The 15,250-nt window shown below is 70.3% G+C and carries 14 protein-coding genes; 3 read left to right on the top strand and 11 right to left on the bottom strand.

Annotated features, from left to right (window positions below; genetic code table 11):
• Positions 1-19 precede the first annotated feature (19 nt).
• From FK268_RS07460 to FK268_RS07450, 3 genes are all read right to left on the bottom strand, one after another.
• A complete protein-coding gene (locus FK268_RS07460) occupies positions 20-1,021 on the bottom strand; it encodes a sigma-70 family RNA polymerase sigma factor (RefSeq protein WP_068525066.1) in 1,002 nt (333 codons plus the stop codon).
• 112 nt (positions 1,022-1,133) lie between these two features.
• The gene (locus FK268_RS07455) at positions 1,134-2,612 is read right to left on the bottom strand and encodes a DUF7782 domain-containing protein (protein WP_146432713.1); all 1,479 of its coding nucleotides are present in this window, start codon (positions 2,610-2,612) and stop codon (positions 1,134-1,136) included.
• Positions 2,613-2,948, bottom strand: a complete 336-nt coding sequence (locus FK268_RS07450) for a DUF3099 domain-containing protein (protein ID WP_146432711.1) — start codon at positions 2,946-2,948, stop codon at positions 2,613-2,615. It abuts the gene before it with no gap.
• Positions 2,949-2,986: 38 nt separating this feature from the next.
• Between FK268_RS07450 and FK268_RS07445 the strand changes: the two genes are divergently transcribed.
• Positions 2,987-3,223, top strand: coding sequence for a DUF3039 domain-containing protein (locus tag FK268_RS07445; RefSeq protein WP_146432709.1), 237 nt, complete (start codon positions 2,987-2,989; stop codon positions 3,221-3,223).
• A 4-nt stretch (positions 3,224-3,227) separates the two neighbouring features.
• Here FK268_RS07445 and FK268_RS07440 read toward each other — a convergent pair whose 3' ends face one another.
• Positions 3,228-4,469, bottom strand: coding sequence for a YihY/virulence factor BrkB family protein (locus FK268_RS07440; RefSeq protein WP_146432707.1), 1,242 nt, complete (start codon positions 4,467-4,469; stop codon positions 3,228-3,230).
• Between the two features lie 152 nt (positions 4,470-4,621).
• On the opposite strand from FK268_RS07440, the gene FK268_RS07435 reads away from it, so the two are divergent.
• Complete coding sequence (locus FK268_RS07435) at positions 4,622-6,313, top strand: DEAD/DEAH box helicase (RefSeq protein WP_146432705.1); 1,692 nt, start codon at positions 4,622-4,624, stop codon at positions 6,311-6,313.
• 70 nt (positions 6,314-6,383) lie between these two features.
• Here the strand turns inward: FK268_RS07435 and FK268_RS07430 are convergent, their stop codons facing one another.
• On the bottom strand, positions 6,384-6,599 hold the full coding sequence (locus FK268_RS07430) for a DUF7455 domain-containing protein (RefSeq protein ID WP_146432703.1): 216 nt from the start codon (positions 6,597-6,599) through the stop codon (positions 6,384-6,386).
• 146 nt (positions 6,600-6,745) lie between these two features.
• Between FK268_RS07430 and FK268_RS07425 the strand changes: the two genes are divergently transcribed.
• Positions 6,746-7,627 carry an EamA family transporter gene (locus tag FK268_RS07425; protein WP_231706999.1) on the top strand — a complete coding sequence of 294 codons (882 nt, stop codon included), beginning with the start codon at positions 6,746-6,748 and terminating at the stop codon, positions 7,625-7,627.
• A gap of 10 nt (positions 7,628-7,637) precedes the next feature.
• Here FK268_RS07425 and FK268_RS07420 read toward each other — a convergent pair whose 3' ends face one another.
• Genes FK268_RS07420 through FK268_RS07395 form a run of 6 tightly spaced genes read right to left on the bottom strand, consistent with a single transcriptional unit; the run spans position 7,638 to position 15,249 of the window.
• Entirely contained in the window at positions 7,638-8,975 is a 1,338-nt protein-coding gene (locus FK268_RS07420; protein WP_146432701.1) for an aspartate aminotransferase family protein, read from the bottom strand.
• A 35-nt stretch (positions 8,976-9,010) separates the two neighbouring features.
• On the bottom strand, positions 9,011-10,009 hold the full coding sequence (locus tag FK268_RS07415) for a choline kinase family protein (RefSeq protein WP_146432699.1): 999 nt from the start codon (positions 10,007-10,009) through the stop codon (positions 9,011-9,013).
• Positions 10,010-10,066: 57 nt separating this feature from the next.
• Positions 10,067-11,014, bottom strand: a complete 948-nt coding sequence (locus FK268_RS07410) for a phosphotransferase (RefSeq protein WP_158636068.1) — start codon at positions 11,012-11,014, stop codon at positions 10,067-10,069.
• 23 nt (positions 11,015-11,037) lie between these two features.
• Entirely contained in the window at positions 11,038-12,441 is a 1,404-nt protein-coding gene (locus tag FK268_RS07405; RefSeq protein ID WP_146432695.1) for an amidase family protein, read from the bottom strand.
• Positions 12,438-13,712, bottom strand: a complete 1,275-nt coding sequence (locus FK268_RS07400) for a M20 family metallo-hydrolase (protein WP_146432693.1) — start codon at positions 13,710-13,712, stop codon at positions 12,438-12,440. The genes FK268_RS07405 and FK268_RS07400 overlap by 4 nt, the downstream gene beginning before the upstream one ends.
• Positions 13,705-15,249: a sodium:solute symporter family protein gene (locus tag FK268_RS07395; RefSeq protein ID WP_146432691.1), complete on the bottom strand. Its 1,545-nt coding sequence runs from the start codon at positions 15,247-15,249 to the stop codon at positions 13,705-13,707. The genes FK268_RS07400 and FK268_RS07395 overlap by 8 nt, the downstream gene beginning before the upstream one ends.
• Position 15,250: the final 1 nt, after the last annotated feature.

Here is a 15,250-nt window from a genome sequence, read left to right as displayed (position 1 = left end):
TTCCTACCGTGCTGGTCCTCTAGCTCGCGTACGCGCGCAGGCGATCCGCCCGCTCGCCGTTGCGGAGCTTGCTCATGACCTCGCGCTCGATCTGGCGCACGCGCTCGCGGGAGAGCCCGAAAAGCTTGCCGATCTGGTCCAGGGTGCGGGGCTGGCCGTCGTCGAGGCCGTAGCGCAGGCGGATGACCTGCTGCTCGCGCTCGTCGAGCGTCGCCAGGACCGACCGCACGTCGCTGTGCATGAGCCGCGAGATGACGGCGGACTCGGCCGAGGCGGCCTCCGCGTCCTCGATGAAGTCGCCCAGCGGGGCCTCCTCGTCGGACCCGACGGGCATGTCGAGGCTCACCGGGTCACGCGAGTGATCCATGAGATCGGCGATCTTCTCGGCGGGGATGCCCGACTCCTCCGCGAGCTCCGCGTCCGTGGCCTCGCGGCCCAGCTGCTGATGCAGCTCGCGTCGGATGCGGGCCAGCTTGTTCACCTGCTCCACAAGGTGGACGGGCAGGCGGATGGTGCGGGACTGGTCCGCCATGCCGCGGGTGATCGCCTGACGGATCCACCACGTGGCGTACGTCGAGAACTTGAAGCCCTTGGCGTAGTCGAACTTCTCCATCGCGCGGATCAGGCCCAGGTTGCCCTCCTGGATCAGGTCCAGCAGTGGCATGCCGCGGCCGGTGTAGCGCTTGGCGAGCGAGACCACGAGGCGCAGGTTGGCCTCGAGCAGGTGCTGGCGCGCGGCCTGCCCGTCGCGCACGATGAACGCCAGGTCGCGCTTCTTCGACGCGGCCATCCGCTTCTTGGTGGCCAGGAGGTGCTGGGCGTAGAGCCCCGCCTCGATGCGCTTGGCCAGATCGACCTCGTCCTCCGCGGTCAGCAGAGCGGTGCGGCCGATGCCGTTCAGGTACACCCGCACCAGATCCGCGGCGGGACTCTGAGCATCGAGATCGGCCTCGGTCAGCGGGGGCCGCACCCGATCAGCGGGGCGGGCTGCGGTGCTAGCGGTGTTGACGCGGTGTGCCATGTGGCTGCCTCCTGTTCGCCGGTACATCAGGTTCAACGGACGGCGGGCGCACAGAGTTCCCGAGGCCGAATCCTCTGACCTGCGAAAACACAGAGGTGTGCTGAGAAGTTGCTTAGAGGAAGGTTACGAATCCGTGCCGGTGGAGATCGGCGAGCAACCGGCGCGCGGACTCGGCCAGTCCGTCGACGCCCGTGGCGGCCTCGAGAAGGACGACGAGGTCCTCCGTCGGCAGTTCCCCGCGGCAGCCGGCGAGCAGCCGGGCGCCGGCGTCGTCGATGTCGTGACTCCACCGCGGCCCCGACATGCGGGTCACGCGCACGGCGACCTCGTCCCAGCCCTCGTCCCCGGTGACCGACACCCGCTCGAGCGCGACGTCGTCGCCGAGCAGTGGGCGGGCGGCGTCCAGATCGGCGTCGCGGAGCCAGGCCATCCGCGCGAAGTGCGCTGGCACCTCGTCGCCCAGCGGGTCCTCGAAGGGGTGGCTCAGCTCCTCGCAGACCACCTCGGACGGGCCGTCGATCGCCCGCAGCAGCACGAACCCGAACCCGATGCCCGTGACACCGGCGTCCGCGAGGTGGGCCAGCCAGCGATCGGACTTCGCGCGGCCCTCGCCGACGCGGGGATCGAGCCCCTCGTCGCGCAGCCAGGTGCCCACGTACAACGCGGGATCGGCGACGTCGCGCTGCAGGACCCAGGCTCCGACGCCTTCGCTCGGCAGCCAGGACGCGACCCGGGCCTGCCAGGACTCGTCCTCGCGGTGCACCCAGGACGCCAGCAGGGCCGCGGTGCCTCCCGGCGCCAGGTGCTCCGGTGCCCCGCGCACCACCAACTCGGAGGCACCGTCCAAGTCGAGGCCGGAATCGCGGTAGGTGTGGTCGACGCGGCCCTCGCCCACGACGAAGGGCGGGTTCGCCAGGACCAGGTCGAACCGGCGGCCGGCGACCGGCGCGAACCAGTCGCCCGTGAGGACTTCGATGTCCGCGCCGTTCAGCGCGGCGGACGCTGCGGCGAAGCCGGCCGCGCGCTCGCTGACATCGGTAGCGGTCACCGTGTCCGCGAACCGCGTGGCGGCACAGGCGTGGACGCCGCAGCCGGTGCCGAGGTCGAGCACGGAGCCCACTGGCTCGCGGGGCGTGGCCCGCAGCAGCGACTGCGAGGCGTGACCCACGCCGAGGACGTGCTCGCGGTGCTGCGGGTGCGGCCGCATCAGGCCGTCGAGGTCGGAGAGGAACCACTGCGGACCGTCGGGCAGGTCCAGCGGCCGCAGGCTCAGGGCGGCCCGCACCCGCTCCGGGGCCTCCGGGTCGCTTTCGAGCAGGCCGGCCTCCAGCGCCTCGTCGACGGTGACGGGCGCGAGCGCACCGTCGGCCAGCGGACGCGGGACCGGTGCGGCGGCGAGGAACAGGCGGATCAGCACATCGAGCGGCGCATCGCCGGCGGCCGCGGATTCGACGGGGCCGGGCTCACCGCGGGACAGACAGCCGTAGGCATCGCCCAGGCGGTCGGCGACGGCGGATTCGGAGAAGCCGGCAGCGGCCAGCACGGGACCGAGCCGACGGCACAGCGGTGCCAGGCCGGGGGAGAGGTGCACCTATTCGCCGCGTCCCGAGACGGTGGTGATGGGGTGGCCCTGCAGCGCGAGCCGGTCCAGCTTGCGCTGGGTGAACCGGTCCGGCGCGCCCTTGCGCTTGCGCGGCCTGTCGTTGGCGCGGATCACCGCGATCCACGGGATGGGGATGGAACCGGCGAGCACCGCCAGCGCGATCATCCAGTTGCCGGTGGCGGAGTAGATCCACGCCGAGATCACGAGGGCGGGAATGCGGATCGCCATGATCATCAGGTACCGCCGCACGCGGCGCCGGTGCTGCTCGTCGTACGAGTCCTCCGCGTCGGTGATGACGTAGGTGTTCTCACCTTGGTTTCCCACACTTCGATCGTCCCACTGCGGCTGGCAGAATGAAAGTCATGAGCACGAAGACCCTGGAGAAGCCGGACGTCGATGTCGACGCCGACACCGGAAACGACGATGACAGTCCCAAGTTCTTCCACTACGTGCGGAAGAACAAGATCGCCGAGTCCGCAGTGATGGGCAACTACGTCGTCGCGCTGTGCGGAGAGACCTTCCCGGTCACCAAGTCGGCGAAGCCCGGCTCGCCCGTGTGCCCCGAGTGCAAGAAGATCTACGACCGCATGAAGAAGTAGCCGCTCAGCGCGGCTCCACCTCGCGGGGCGGCAGCGTCGCCGCCGGCCGGGGCGCATCGGTCTCCACGGTGCGCCGCACCGTCGCCTCCTCGGGGCGGTCCACGCTGTTCGACGGCTCGTCCGCCTCGGCGCGTTGGCGCCGGCGGATCGGGTCCGTCGCACGGCGCAGTCCTTCGGCGGCCGCTCGGCCGGGGTCCGGGATGCCGGCCTCCTTGATCTGCTCCACCACCCAGTCGCGCAGCTGATCAGTGCGCACCTCGCGCGCGGGCCAGCGGTCCTGCAGCGCGGCGTTGAACTCGGCGCCCACCATCACGGCGAAGCCGAGGAAGAACGTGAACAGCAGGAAGGCGATCGGGGTCGCGAGCGCGCCGTACGAGATCCCCCGGCCCGAGGCGATGAACGACAGGTACACCCGCAGTCCCGTCGAGGCGACCAGGAAGATGAGCGCGGCCAGCGCCGCCCCCGGGACGTGCCGGTACCAGGGCAGCGGGCGCGGCAGCGCCTGCCGGTAGAGCAGCGCGAGCCCGCCGACCAGCATGAGCACGACGAAGGGCAGGTAGCCGAAGTCGATCAGCTGGGCCACCGCGGGGTGCCACGACGCGGGGATGTACTTGATGATGAAGCTCGGCCCCAGCGCGACCAGCGGCAGGGTGAAGACCGCGATCACCAGGAACTCGACGTAGAGCAGCAGCGCGAAGAACCGCTGGTGCACCGGGTTGCGCACGGTGTGCTGGTCGTGGGCCATGCTGATCGAATCGACGTACGACGAGAGCGCCGACGAGCCGGCCCACAGCGCGATGATGAAGCCCACCGAGACGACATCGCCGCGGCCCTGCTGCAGCACCCCGTCGACCATGGGGCGGATGATCTCATCCACCACGTTGGGGGTGAAGATCCGCAGGCCGAAGGAGATGAGCCGGTCGTGGATCACTCCGATGGTGTCGGGCCCGAACCAGTTCGCCACGTAGCCGATGAGGCCCATCAGCGCCAGGAGGAGCGGCGCGAGCGACAGGGTGGTCCAGAACGCCGCCTGTGCGCTCTGGCCGACGATGGAGTCGTCCCAGGACTTGACGATCGTGCGCCACAGGACCTGGGGCATCCCCTTGACGACCCCCCACGCGCGCGTGGGGAAGGAGGCACGGAGGGGCCGATCCAGGTCCTGCGTGTGCGGGCCCGGATCGCGCGGCTCGGGGTCCTTCGCCGAGCCCGGTTGCCGGCCTCCCGGCGTTCCGTGTGCGTCGTCCATCGTCTTCAGTCTTGCGCACCGGCGGCGATCACGCCGGAACCGGGACCGCCGCGTGTTGCGAGTAGACTGCTCCAGGGTTCACGATCGACCCGCCCGCGGCGCCTGCCCGCGCCCGGCGGGCCTAACTCTCGCGTTTAGGGGTGCGTTTCTCGATGGCGGTTTCACTTCGTGTCTGGCAGCGCCGTGCGCTCACGAAGTACCTGACCGCGAAGCCGCAGGACTTCCTCGCCGTGGCGACGCCCGGCGCCGGTAAGACCACCTTCGCGCTCCGCGTGGCCTCCGAGCTACTGGCCGATCGCACCGTCGAGCGCGTGACCGTGGTCGCGCCTACCGAGCACCTCAAGTACCAGTGGGCGGAGGCGGCCGCTCGCAACGGCATCAACCTGGACCCGAACTTCACCAACTCGGGCGGAAGCACGTCGTCGGATTTCGACGGTGTGGTCATCACGTACGCCCAGGTGGGCATGCATCCGTACAAGCATCACGCGCGCACCACGGCGTACAAGACGCTCGTGATCCTGGATGAGATCCATCACGCCGGCGACGCGAAGAGCTGGGGCGAGGGCGTGCGCGAGGCCTTCGAGCCGGCCACGCGGAGGCTCGCGCTGACGGGTACCCCGTTCCGCAGCGACGACAACCCGATCCCGTTCGTCACCTACGAGCCCGAAGCCGGCGGAGGGCAGCGGTCGAAGGCCGATCACGTCTACGGCTACTCGGACGCCCTCGCCGACGGTGTCGTCCGCCCCGTCGTCTTCCTGGCCTACTCCGGCCAGGCGAGTTGGCGCACGAGCGCGGGCGAGGAGTTCACGGCCCGGCTCGGCGAGCCGCTGAGCAAGGAGCAGACCGCCCGGGCGTGGCGCACCGCGCTCGATCCGCACGGCGATTGGATCCCGGCCGTCCTGCAGGCCGCCGACACCCGCCTGGACCAGCTGCGTCGTGCCATGCCCGACGCGGGTGGCCTGGTGATCGCCACCGACCAGTCCACCGCCCGTGACTACGCCGAGCTGCTCGAGGAGATCAGCGGCGAGAAGGTCACCGTGGTCCTCTCCGACGATCCGACGGCCTCCAAGCGGATCTCGGCCTTCTCCGAGGGCACCGACAAGTGGATGGTGGCCGTCCGCATGGTGTCCGAGGGCGTCGACGTGCCGCGCCTGGCCGTGGGCGTCTACGCGACGAGCGCCTCGACGCCGCTGTTCTTCGCGCAGGCCATCGGTCGCTTCGTGCGTCTGCGGGTGCCGGGGGAGACGGCGAGCGTCTTCCTCCCGTCGGTGCCGGTCCTGCTGGACCTTGCAGCGAAGCTGGAGGAACAGCGCGATCACGTCCTGGGTAAGCCGCACCGCGAGTCCGACGGGCTCGACGACGCGCTGCTCATCGACGCGAACAAGCAGAAGGACGAGCCGGGCGAGGAGGAGAAGGCCTTCGTCTCGCTGCACGCCGACGCCGAGCTGGACCAGCTCATCTACGACGGATCCTCGTACGGCACCGCGACCTTCGCGGGCAGCGAGGAGGAGGCGGACTACCTGGGCCTTCCCGGCCTGCTCGACGCGGAGCAGATGCGCGCACTGCTCAAGCAGCGGCAGAAGGAGCAGGTGGACACCCGCTCCGCCGAGCCCGCCCGACCCGCGCCGCCCCCGGCCGTTGAGGAGCGGGCCACCGCGGGCGCCCAGCTCTCCGCCCTCCGCCGTGAGCTCAATTCGCTCGTGGCGATGCATCATCACCGCACCGGCAAACCGCACGGTGTCGTGCACAACGAGCTGCGCAGCAAGCTGGGTGGGCCCGTCACCGCGATGGCGAGCGCGGATCAGCTGCGCGAGCGGATCGCCGCACTGCGCACCTGGAAGTGACGCCCCGCAGACGACGAAGGCGCCGCGCACCCGGAAGTAGGGCGGGTGCGCGGCGCCTTCGGCCGGACTACTAGACGGTGGCGGGCTCGCCCACGACCGTGGCGCCCTGCGATGCCAGCTTCGCCTGGTGCTCGGTGAAGTGGTGGCCGCAGAACAGCAGCTCGAACCCCGAGGGGAGAACCGCACGAACCTGGGCGGCCGCCGAGCAACGATCGCAGCGGTCGGACGCCGTCAGGGGAGCGAAGGCATCGCCCGCGGGGGCCTCTGAAGTGACTGTGTTCGTCATGACTCCTCCGTTCCTCACGAACCGTTCGTACATCTCTATATACGTTCGAGGGTACCCATTTGTTCCATCGCATCCGGGAGGTGGGCGGCATGTTCTCCCAGGGTGAACAAAACCGGCCGAGCCCGGCACTTAGGCTGGGCAACGTGATGCCGCTCATGATCCCCGCGATGTTCGTGGTCGGCGCGATCAGCCAGTACGTGGGTGCGTCGCTGGGCGTCGGCCTGTTCGAGGAGCTCTCGCCCGTCGCGGTCGCGTGGCTGCGCGGGGCGGGTGCGGGACTGATCCTGCTGCTGCTCCTGCGGCCCCGACGGCGCGACTGGTCGAGGGCGCGGCTGCGCGCCGCGGCGCTCTTCGGCACGGTCACCGTCGCCATGAACATGGCCTTCTACGAGGCCATCGACCACATCGACCTGGGCACAGCCGTCGCGATCGAGTTCCTGGGGCCGATCGCGGTGGCGGTCGCCGGGTCACGACGAGCGGTCGACCTGATCGCCGCCGCGGCCGCACTCGCCGGAGTGGTGTGCGTCGCGGGTGTCAACGTCGACGGTGGCGGCGGATCGACCGGTGTCATCGGCATCGCGTGCGCCCTGTTGGCGGCGGCCCTGTGGGCCGGCTACATCGTGCTCGGTAAGCGGGTCGCCGACGCGGGTGGCGGCATCGAGGGCCTGGGTGTGGGCCTCGCCGCCGGCGCCCTGGTGCTGGCGATCCCCGGTCTTGGTCCCGATCTGGCGACCCGCCCCGAGGCCTTCCTCAGCTGGGAGGTGTGGGTGCTCGGCCTCGGCCTCGGGCTCTTGAGTTCGGTGATCCCCTACGCCCTCGACCAGGTCGTGCTCACCAGGGTGGGCCGGGAGCGCTTCGCGCTACTGCTGGCCCTGCTCCCCGTGACCGCCACCGGTGTCGGAGCGGTGATGCTGGGGCAGCGTCCCGGTTGGCTGGAGGGGGTCGGCATCGCGCTGGTCGTCTTCGCGATCGCACTCACCTCGCGCCGGACGCCCGCGCCCGACGAGCGCGGCGTTCCCGGTGGCTGACCGGTGAGAATCAGGCCCCGCCGAGCGTGTCGGCGAACCGAGTTGCGAAGAACTCGATCTCGTCGGACGTGATCGGCAGCGGCGGGCGGACCTTGAGGACGTTGCCGTGGTGCCCCGCCGTGGAGATCAGCACGCCGCGCTCACGCAGGCCGTCGACGAGCTCGACCGCTCGGGTGCGGTCCGGGACCTTGGTCCCGCGGTCGGTGACGATCTCGATCCCGACGAACAGGCCGCGGCCGCGTACATCCCCGATGATCCGGCTGTCCTGCTGGATCTCGCGGACGAGCCCGCGCAGCTGCTCACCCCGGGTCGCGGCGGCGTCGATGAGTCCCTCCCGTTCGATCACGTCGAGTACCGCCGCCGCCGCAGCCATCGACACCGGGTTGCCGCCGAACGTGTTGAAGTACGGCACTGCATTCGTGAGTGTCTCGCTGAGGTCGGTCGCCAGCACGGTTGCCGCCACGGGGAGACCCGCGGCCATGGGTTTACCCATTGTCACGATGTCCGGCGTCACCCCGTGGTGCTCGTACCCCCACATTCCATGACCCATTCGGCCGAATCCCGGCTGTACCTCGTCTGCGATGAACAGCCCCCCGGCTGCGCGGACGGCCGCCACCGCCTCCGTGAGCACGCCGACAGGATCGGGTTGGACCCCGTCCGAGGAGAAGACGGTATCGAGGAGCAACGCGGCCACTCCCGTTCCGGTTCGCTGGAGGTCCGCCGCGGCCTCGGAGACCGCGGCCGTGAACCCCGCGGCCGTGGAGTCGCCGGTCCGATAGGGGTCCGGGGCATCGACGACGCGGACCCAGTCGGGTACGTCGGGGTCCACCGATGGCGAGCACGACGCGCTCACCGCCGTGCCGCCGTGGTAGGCGCCGCGCGTGACGATGACGCCCCGGCTCCCTGTCGCGTGACGGGCGAGCCGCACCGCGAGGTCGTTGGCCTCGGAGCCCGTGCACGTGAATGAGATCTGCCCGAATCCGGGCATCGTGCGCAGGAGGCGCTGACCGTAGTCGATGGCACCCTCGTGGAGGTAGCGGGTGTGCGTGTTGAGGGTGGCTGCTTGCGTCGCGACGGCCTCGACGACGGCGGGGTGGCAATGGCCGACGCTCGCGACGTTGTTGTACATGTCGAGGAAGCGGGTGCCGTCGGCGTCGGTGAGCCACAGACCTTTTGCGGAGACGGGGTGTATCGGACGCCGGTACAGGAGCGGCGTGCGGTCGCCGAGGACGGCGTCGCGCCGTGCGACGAGGTGGCGGACGTCGTCGGGCAGCCCGGCCGCGTCTGCGGCCGTGAACCGGTTGACATCCAGCGGCGAGGTGGTGGGAGCGGAGGTGGTGTCCGCCATGGTGTGGCCTTTCATTCGTGCTCGTGGGGCGGGCGTTACAGGGTGGACAGCCAGAGACCCCAGCGCGGATCGTTCATCTTCAGACGCGAACGCATGAGCTTCCACGCGCCGTACTTGTGGTAGTCGAAGTCCCACGCGTCGGTTAGGCGCTGATTGACGCACCCCCAGAGGCCCCACTTCAGGTCGGCAAGGGCACTGAACACCTCGACACGCGCGACCGTTGCGAAGTCCGCCCGACCGTAGAACTCCTCGACCATCTCGTGGACCCGGACGTCGTCGTAGAACATCTCGGTGACCAGCACTGCCAGCTCGTAGGCCCGCTCGTTGTCCGAGGCGAACTCGTAGTCGACGAGCTTCATCGGCCGGGTCGGGTGGTAGAGGAAGTTCCCGGGCATCGGGTCGTTATGGCAAGGGACGATGTCGAGTCCGCCCGCCAGCAGTGCGGCGCGCGCGGCTCGATACTCCGAGATGAGGGAGTCCGTGAAGGCGGGCAGGCGGACGTCGAGCTCGGCCGCCTGGGTGAGGTGCTCGTCGATCATGTCGAGGACCGTTTTGCGGTGACCGAGCGGTCCCGACGCGTGCAGCGTGCGGTAGAGCCCGACGATCTGCAGCGGGATGTCGGCGCGCTTGAGATCGCCGTTCGTACAGGTGGAATAGCCCTCGAGGAATTCGACCACCTCGACGCCCGTGGCGGAGTCGAAGAACACGATCTCGGGTCCGATCCCGAGGGCGCCGGCGCGCTTGCCGGCCTCGTCCGTCACTCCCCGGTCGATGAACGCCTCACTGCCCGTGCCCGGCAGTTTGAGGAAGAACCGGCGGTCGGTGCCCGAGACGGTGATCCGCCAGTTGCTGTTCTGCAGACCGCCGGTCACGGGGGCGTAGTAGAGGTCACGCCCGCGCCACGCGTCGATGCCCGACAGGACGGATTCGACGGCGCGCTCGGCGTCGGTGCGCGCGGTGCCCACTGCGCGGTCGTCGGGTTCCGGAGGGCGCGACGGGGCGGTCCTCGAGGGGGTGGGAATGTCGTTCTTCATGGTGGAACCGCTGTTCCTTTCTGTCCAGTAGCGCGTCTGTCCGGTGTCGCCGGTCGGCTAGATGGATCGGAGTCGGTCGTCGAAGCCGGGATCGCGAAGCTGGGTGCGGGCCCGGAGGAACTGCCAGTCGGCGAACTTCGAGTACTCCTCGGTCGCGGGCCGCACTGCGTCGCAGTAAGAGCCGATGAGACCCCAACGCACCTGATCGGCGATGCCGTACGCGCGTGCTCTGGCGAACGCGCTGCGGTCGAGTGAGCCCCAGGCCCGTTCGAACAGCCCCTCGGCGTCGCTCTCCAGCGGGGCCAGCTCGGCCAGCATCGAGCCGATGTCCTGCAGCGGGTCGGCGTCTGCGGCGCAGTCGTAGTCGACGAGGAGCAGCCCGCCGTCATCGACGACCAGCACGTTGGAGACGTTGGCGTCCCCGTGGATCGGTACCTGGTCGAATCCCGCTGCCACAATGGCGGATTCCGCCCGGCTGAGTAGCCGCAGGATCCACGGTAGATCCGCGGGCAGAGTGGCGCCCGCGCGGTCGGCGGCGGCCGCCGCGGTGCGGATGTCGTCGAAGACGGTGGCGGGGCGCCCGACCGGCGGCAGGTCGTGGACCGCGCGCCGGAGCTCGACGAGCTCATCGAGCCGGTCGGCGGCGTCGAACAGGTCCAGGTTCGCGGTGTGTGCCCCGCCGGTGTGATCCTCGGTGATCAGGGTGCGCGTGGCCGGGTCGGCGTGGTGGACGCGCGGGCCGATGCCCGCCTCCCCGGCTGCGACGGTGACGGCGAACGACGCCGCGACGTCGATGTACGCGGTGGTGTGGGGCTCGAGGACCTTGACGTGGCATTCGCCGCAGGCACCGGAACCGTCGGCGCCGGGGAAGGGCAGGGGCACAGACCAGCGCCGGGAGTCGGCTCCCCACCAGCTCGGACTCGCCATCACGGGCTGCGGCAGTGCGCAGCTGGTGTCCGGCCACCATTGCGCGAGGCCGTCGGTGGTCGGCTCGGATGTCGTCACAGTCGGCTCCTTCGTCGGCGTGGTCATCGGGTGCCACCTGCGGTGGCGAAGAGCGGCGGCCGGCCCAGGGGCACGGGGCGATGAACTTCGAGCCAGCGGGTCAGCCGTAGTACGCGTTGGTCGGACAAGCGCGGTCCGGCGACCTGGAGTCCGACGGGACACCCGTCGATCAGGCCGAAGGGAACGCTCGACGCAGGTTGGCCGGTCTGGTTGAACCACGCGGTGAACGTGCAGTGGGCGAGCGGATGGGTGGCATCGATGCCGACGGTCTCAGCGGCGAAACCAGGGGTCGGAATCACCGGCGCGAGAACGAAGTCGAACTCCGCGGTCGCCGCCTGCAGGGCCGCCTGGGCGCCATCGACGATGCCCAGATCGCGCGCGTGATCGGTGGCGGAGTAGCCGGCTGCGGCCGCGGCCCAATCGGCGACCGCGGGGTGGACCAGGTCTCGCTTCGCGGGTGCGATGCCCTCCCATTCGGTGCGGGCCCGGACCTGGAACACGCGGTCGAGGGCGTCGCTCGGTTCGACGCCGAAGGGCGCGGTCAGCGCACGCACGTCCGCTCCACCCGACGCCAGGACATCCGCGGCGGTCTGCAGGACCTCGCGGACGCGCTGGTCCAGCGGAAATCGCGGGTCGAGCTCGCTGAGCACGCCGATCCGCAGTCCGGCCGGGGGAAGATCCGCATCGAGTCCGTCGGGGGAGTCCGGGCCGAGCGCGAGCGCGTCGCGCGCGTCGAAGCCGGCGATCACCCGGTACAGGTCGATCGCTTCGTCGACGGTGCGCGCCATAGGTCCGGGCGAGCGGGTCGTCGACGCCGGGAGGTGCGGGATCCTGCCCTGCGTGGGTTTCAGGGCGACCACGCCGCACTGGCCCGCCGGCAGTCGGACCGAGCCGGCGATGTCGGTGCCGACGGCGCCGAACCCGATCCCCGCGGCCAGGCAGGCGCCCGCTCCGGCGGAGGAGCCGCCGGTGTTGCGGCTGGTGTCCCAGGGGTTGCGCACGATCCCGTACAGCGAGCTGACGCCCGCGGCCATCATGCCGAAATCGGGCATCGTGGTCTTCGCGACGATGACGGCGCCGGCCTCTTTGAGGCGTGCGGCGGGTGGACTGTCGACGCGGGAGTCCGGGACGTCCGTGTGCGCGGCGCTGCCATGTCGCCAGGGGGTCCCGACGGCGTTGATGCTGTCCTTGATCGTGACGGGCAGCCCGTCGAGGTCGCTCAGCGGTGCGCCGGCGGCCCAGCGCGCCGCGCTGGCCTCCGCAGCGGCGCGCGCCGACCGGTCGTCGCGGTGGGCGATGGCGTTGATCGCGGGATTGCGTTCGTCGATCCTGTGGAGCGTGGCGTCCAGGAGGTCGACGGGGGTCAGGTCGCCGGTTCGCAGCCGGGAGCGGATCTCGGCGGCGGACGAGTCGAGGAAGTCGGTCATATTGCGCTCCTAGGCTCCGAGGGGTGGGGGAGGGACGTGACGAGCTGTTCGGCGATCGAGGTGAGGACGTCGACACCGGCGAGAAGATCACAGTCGCGCGTGAACTCGTGCGCGGAATGGGAAACTCCGTTCACGCTCGGGACGAAGGCCAGGATCGTCGGCACGACCCGGTTCAGGGCGACGGCGTCGTGGCCCGCACGGGTCATCAGGTCTCGCACCGGGAAGCCGGCGTCCGCGGCGGCCTTGTGCGCGATCCGCACGCCCGCAGGCCAGAACGGCTCGGTCTCCCGCAGCGCGCAGTCGGCGATCTCCACCGTGTTTTCGCCGGTGGCGGTGATGGCGTTGAACGCGGCGACCAGCTGCGTGTACGCCTCGTCGAGCCGCGCGGCACTGTGGGCCCGGAGGTCGACGTTCAGCGTGACGCGGCTCGGGACCACTACCGGCGAGCCCGGCTCGACGTGGATGCGGCCGACCGCCGAGAGCACTTCGTCGGCCGGGAAGGAGTTCGCGACGTCGCGGACCGCGAGGACGACGTGCGCGGCGCCGACGAGAGCGTCACGCCGGTCCGCCATCGAAGTCGCGCCGGTGTGGCTCTGCTCGCCGTGCACCACCACTGTGCACTTGCGTACCGCCCAGTTCGCCGTTACCGCGCCGATGCGGTCGCCGGAGTCGTCGAGTTCGCGGCCCTGCTCGATGTGCAGTTCCGCGTACGCGACCGCGGGCGGGCCTGCGTCGTCGCCGCGCATCCCGGTCGCGGTGAGCGCCGCGGCGACGGTCACGCCGTCGAGGTCGGCCGTCGCGAGCAAGCGGTCGGTGTCGAGCCCTCCGGTGAAGCAGCCGGAGCCCATCACGCTCGGGGTGAACCGGGCGCCCTCCTCGTTGAACCAGTCCACCACCGCGAGGTTGAAGCGGGGTGCCGTCGTTCCCGTACGAACCGCGCGGTCGATCCGGGTGGCCGCGTGGGCGGCGGCGAGGACGCCGAGGGCACCGTCGAACCGGCCGCCGTTCGGCTGGCTGTCCGAGTGGGAACCGACCAGCACGTACGGCGCGCCGGGCACCCACTCGAATCGGCCGAAGAGGTTACCGATCCGGTCGAAGGAGGTGTGGGCGCCCCACTCGGTGAGACGCTCGGCGAGCCATTGCCGAGCCTGCGCATGTGTGCGCGACCCGGCCAAACGGTGCAACCCGCCGTCGGGCGTGGCGCCGAATCCGGACCAGGTGGCGAAGTCGGAGAGGAACCGCTGCGCCTCGGTGTCGAGCGACTCAGACATCGGCGGCCTCCGGCATCGCCGTACCGGACTCCGGGCGGGACCGCGGGCGGCGCACCGGCGCGGCCGCGACGGCGAACATCTCGGCGACGTACCGGCGTTCCTCCGCGGATTGCCCTGTAGCGGCGGAGACCGCCAGATACACAAGGAGGTTCACGGCGAGCCCGACCACGCCACCGGTGAGCGATCCCAGCGCCGGGATGTCGTCGGGGTACACCACGGTCAACGCGAGTGCCGTGAGGAAGCCGGTCGCCATACCGGCCATCGCGCCGTACTTGTTCCCCCCGCGCCAGAAGATGCCGAGGAAGAGCGGCACGGCGAGTTGCACGATCGATTGGTACGACAGCTGCGCGAGCAGTTGCAGCCGAGGCATGTCGAAGGTGAAGAACGCGACGACCGCCGCGAACCCCATGTAGAGCACCATGCTGCCCTTGGCGACAGCGGTGAGCTGACGATCGGATAGCGGTCGCCCGGGGCGGTCGACGAGGTCGTTGGCGATCTGGAGCCCGCAGACCTGGACGCTGCCGTCGATGTGGCCCATCGACGCGGCGAAGACCATGGTCACTGCGAGCCCCAACAGCCACGTTCCGCCCCAGTCGCCGAGCAGCGTGAACCAACCGATCTGGGGGGCGTCGTGGACCGCGGGCAGCGTGGTGGCGGCGAGACCGACCAGCATGAGCAGCGTGTAGAACACGCCCGAGATCAGGATCGTGCGGATGGTTCCGGCTTTGACCGCCCGCACCCCGGACGCGGTGTAGATGCGCTGGAAGCTCATCGGCCAGCAGAGCGAGCCGATGACGCCCGTGAAGATGAGGCTGAACAGGTACCAGGAGCCGTACCCGTCGCCGTCGCCCGGTACCCGCAGCGCCGAGTCCGCGACGTGCGCGAGCGTGCCGAAACTGATGGGGCCACCGGCGATCCCGCTGAGCAGGATCAGGCACACCACGGCCGAGAGCCCGTAGGCCACGATGCCCTGGAACATGTCGGTCATGATCAGGCCGCGCATTCCCATCTTGACGGTCCAGTACTGGCGCACCACGATCGTGACCAGGCCGACGACGAGGCACGTGGTGACCGACCACGCGCCGCCGCTCGCGACACGGAAGATCTCGCCCAGGGCCTGCATGCCGAGGACCACCCAGGGGAACACCGAGACGATGCCGATGGCGCTCGCCATCACCTTCACGCCGCGGGAGCGGAACCGGACGCCCATCAGCTGTGGTTGGCTGCGCAGGTCGTACCGCGCGCCCCAGCGCCACGCGCGGGTTGCCATGAAGTACATGGCCGCCACCCCGAGTGTGGAATACGCGAGCCCGTAGAACCCGAACACGCCGGGGCCGGCGGCCAGTCCGAAGAAGACGATGAAGACCGCGCCGGGCCACCAGGAGTTGACGTAACACATCGCCACGTACCAGGCGCCGTAGCTGCGGCCGCCCACTGCGTATTCGTCGAAGGTCGGCTTCGAGGTGTGCTGAGTGACGTAGAGGATCGCGATGATGCAGGCGTAGAAGGCGCCGAGCATGGTCAACATGAGGGCCATG

This window comes from Tsukamurella sputi (genome assembly GCF_007858445.1).
In the GTDB taxonomy this organism is placed as follows: domain Bacteria; phylum Actinomycetota; class Actinomycetes; order Mycobacteriales; family Mycobacteriaceae; genus Tsukamurella; species Tsukamurella sputi.
Note: the sequence above shows the minus strand (reverse complement) of the source record. Positions and strands in the feature narration are given on the sequence as shown.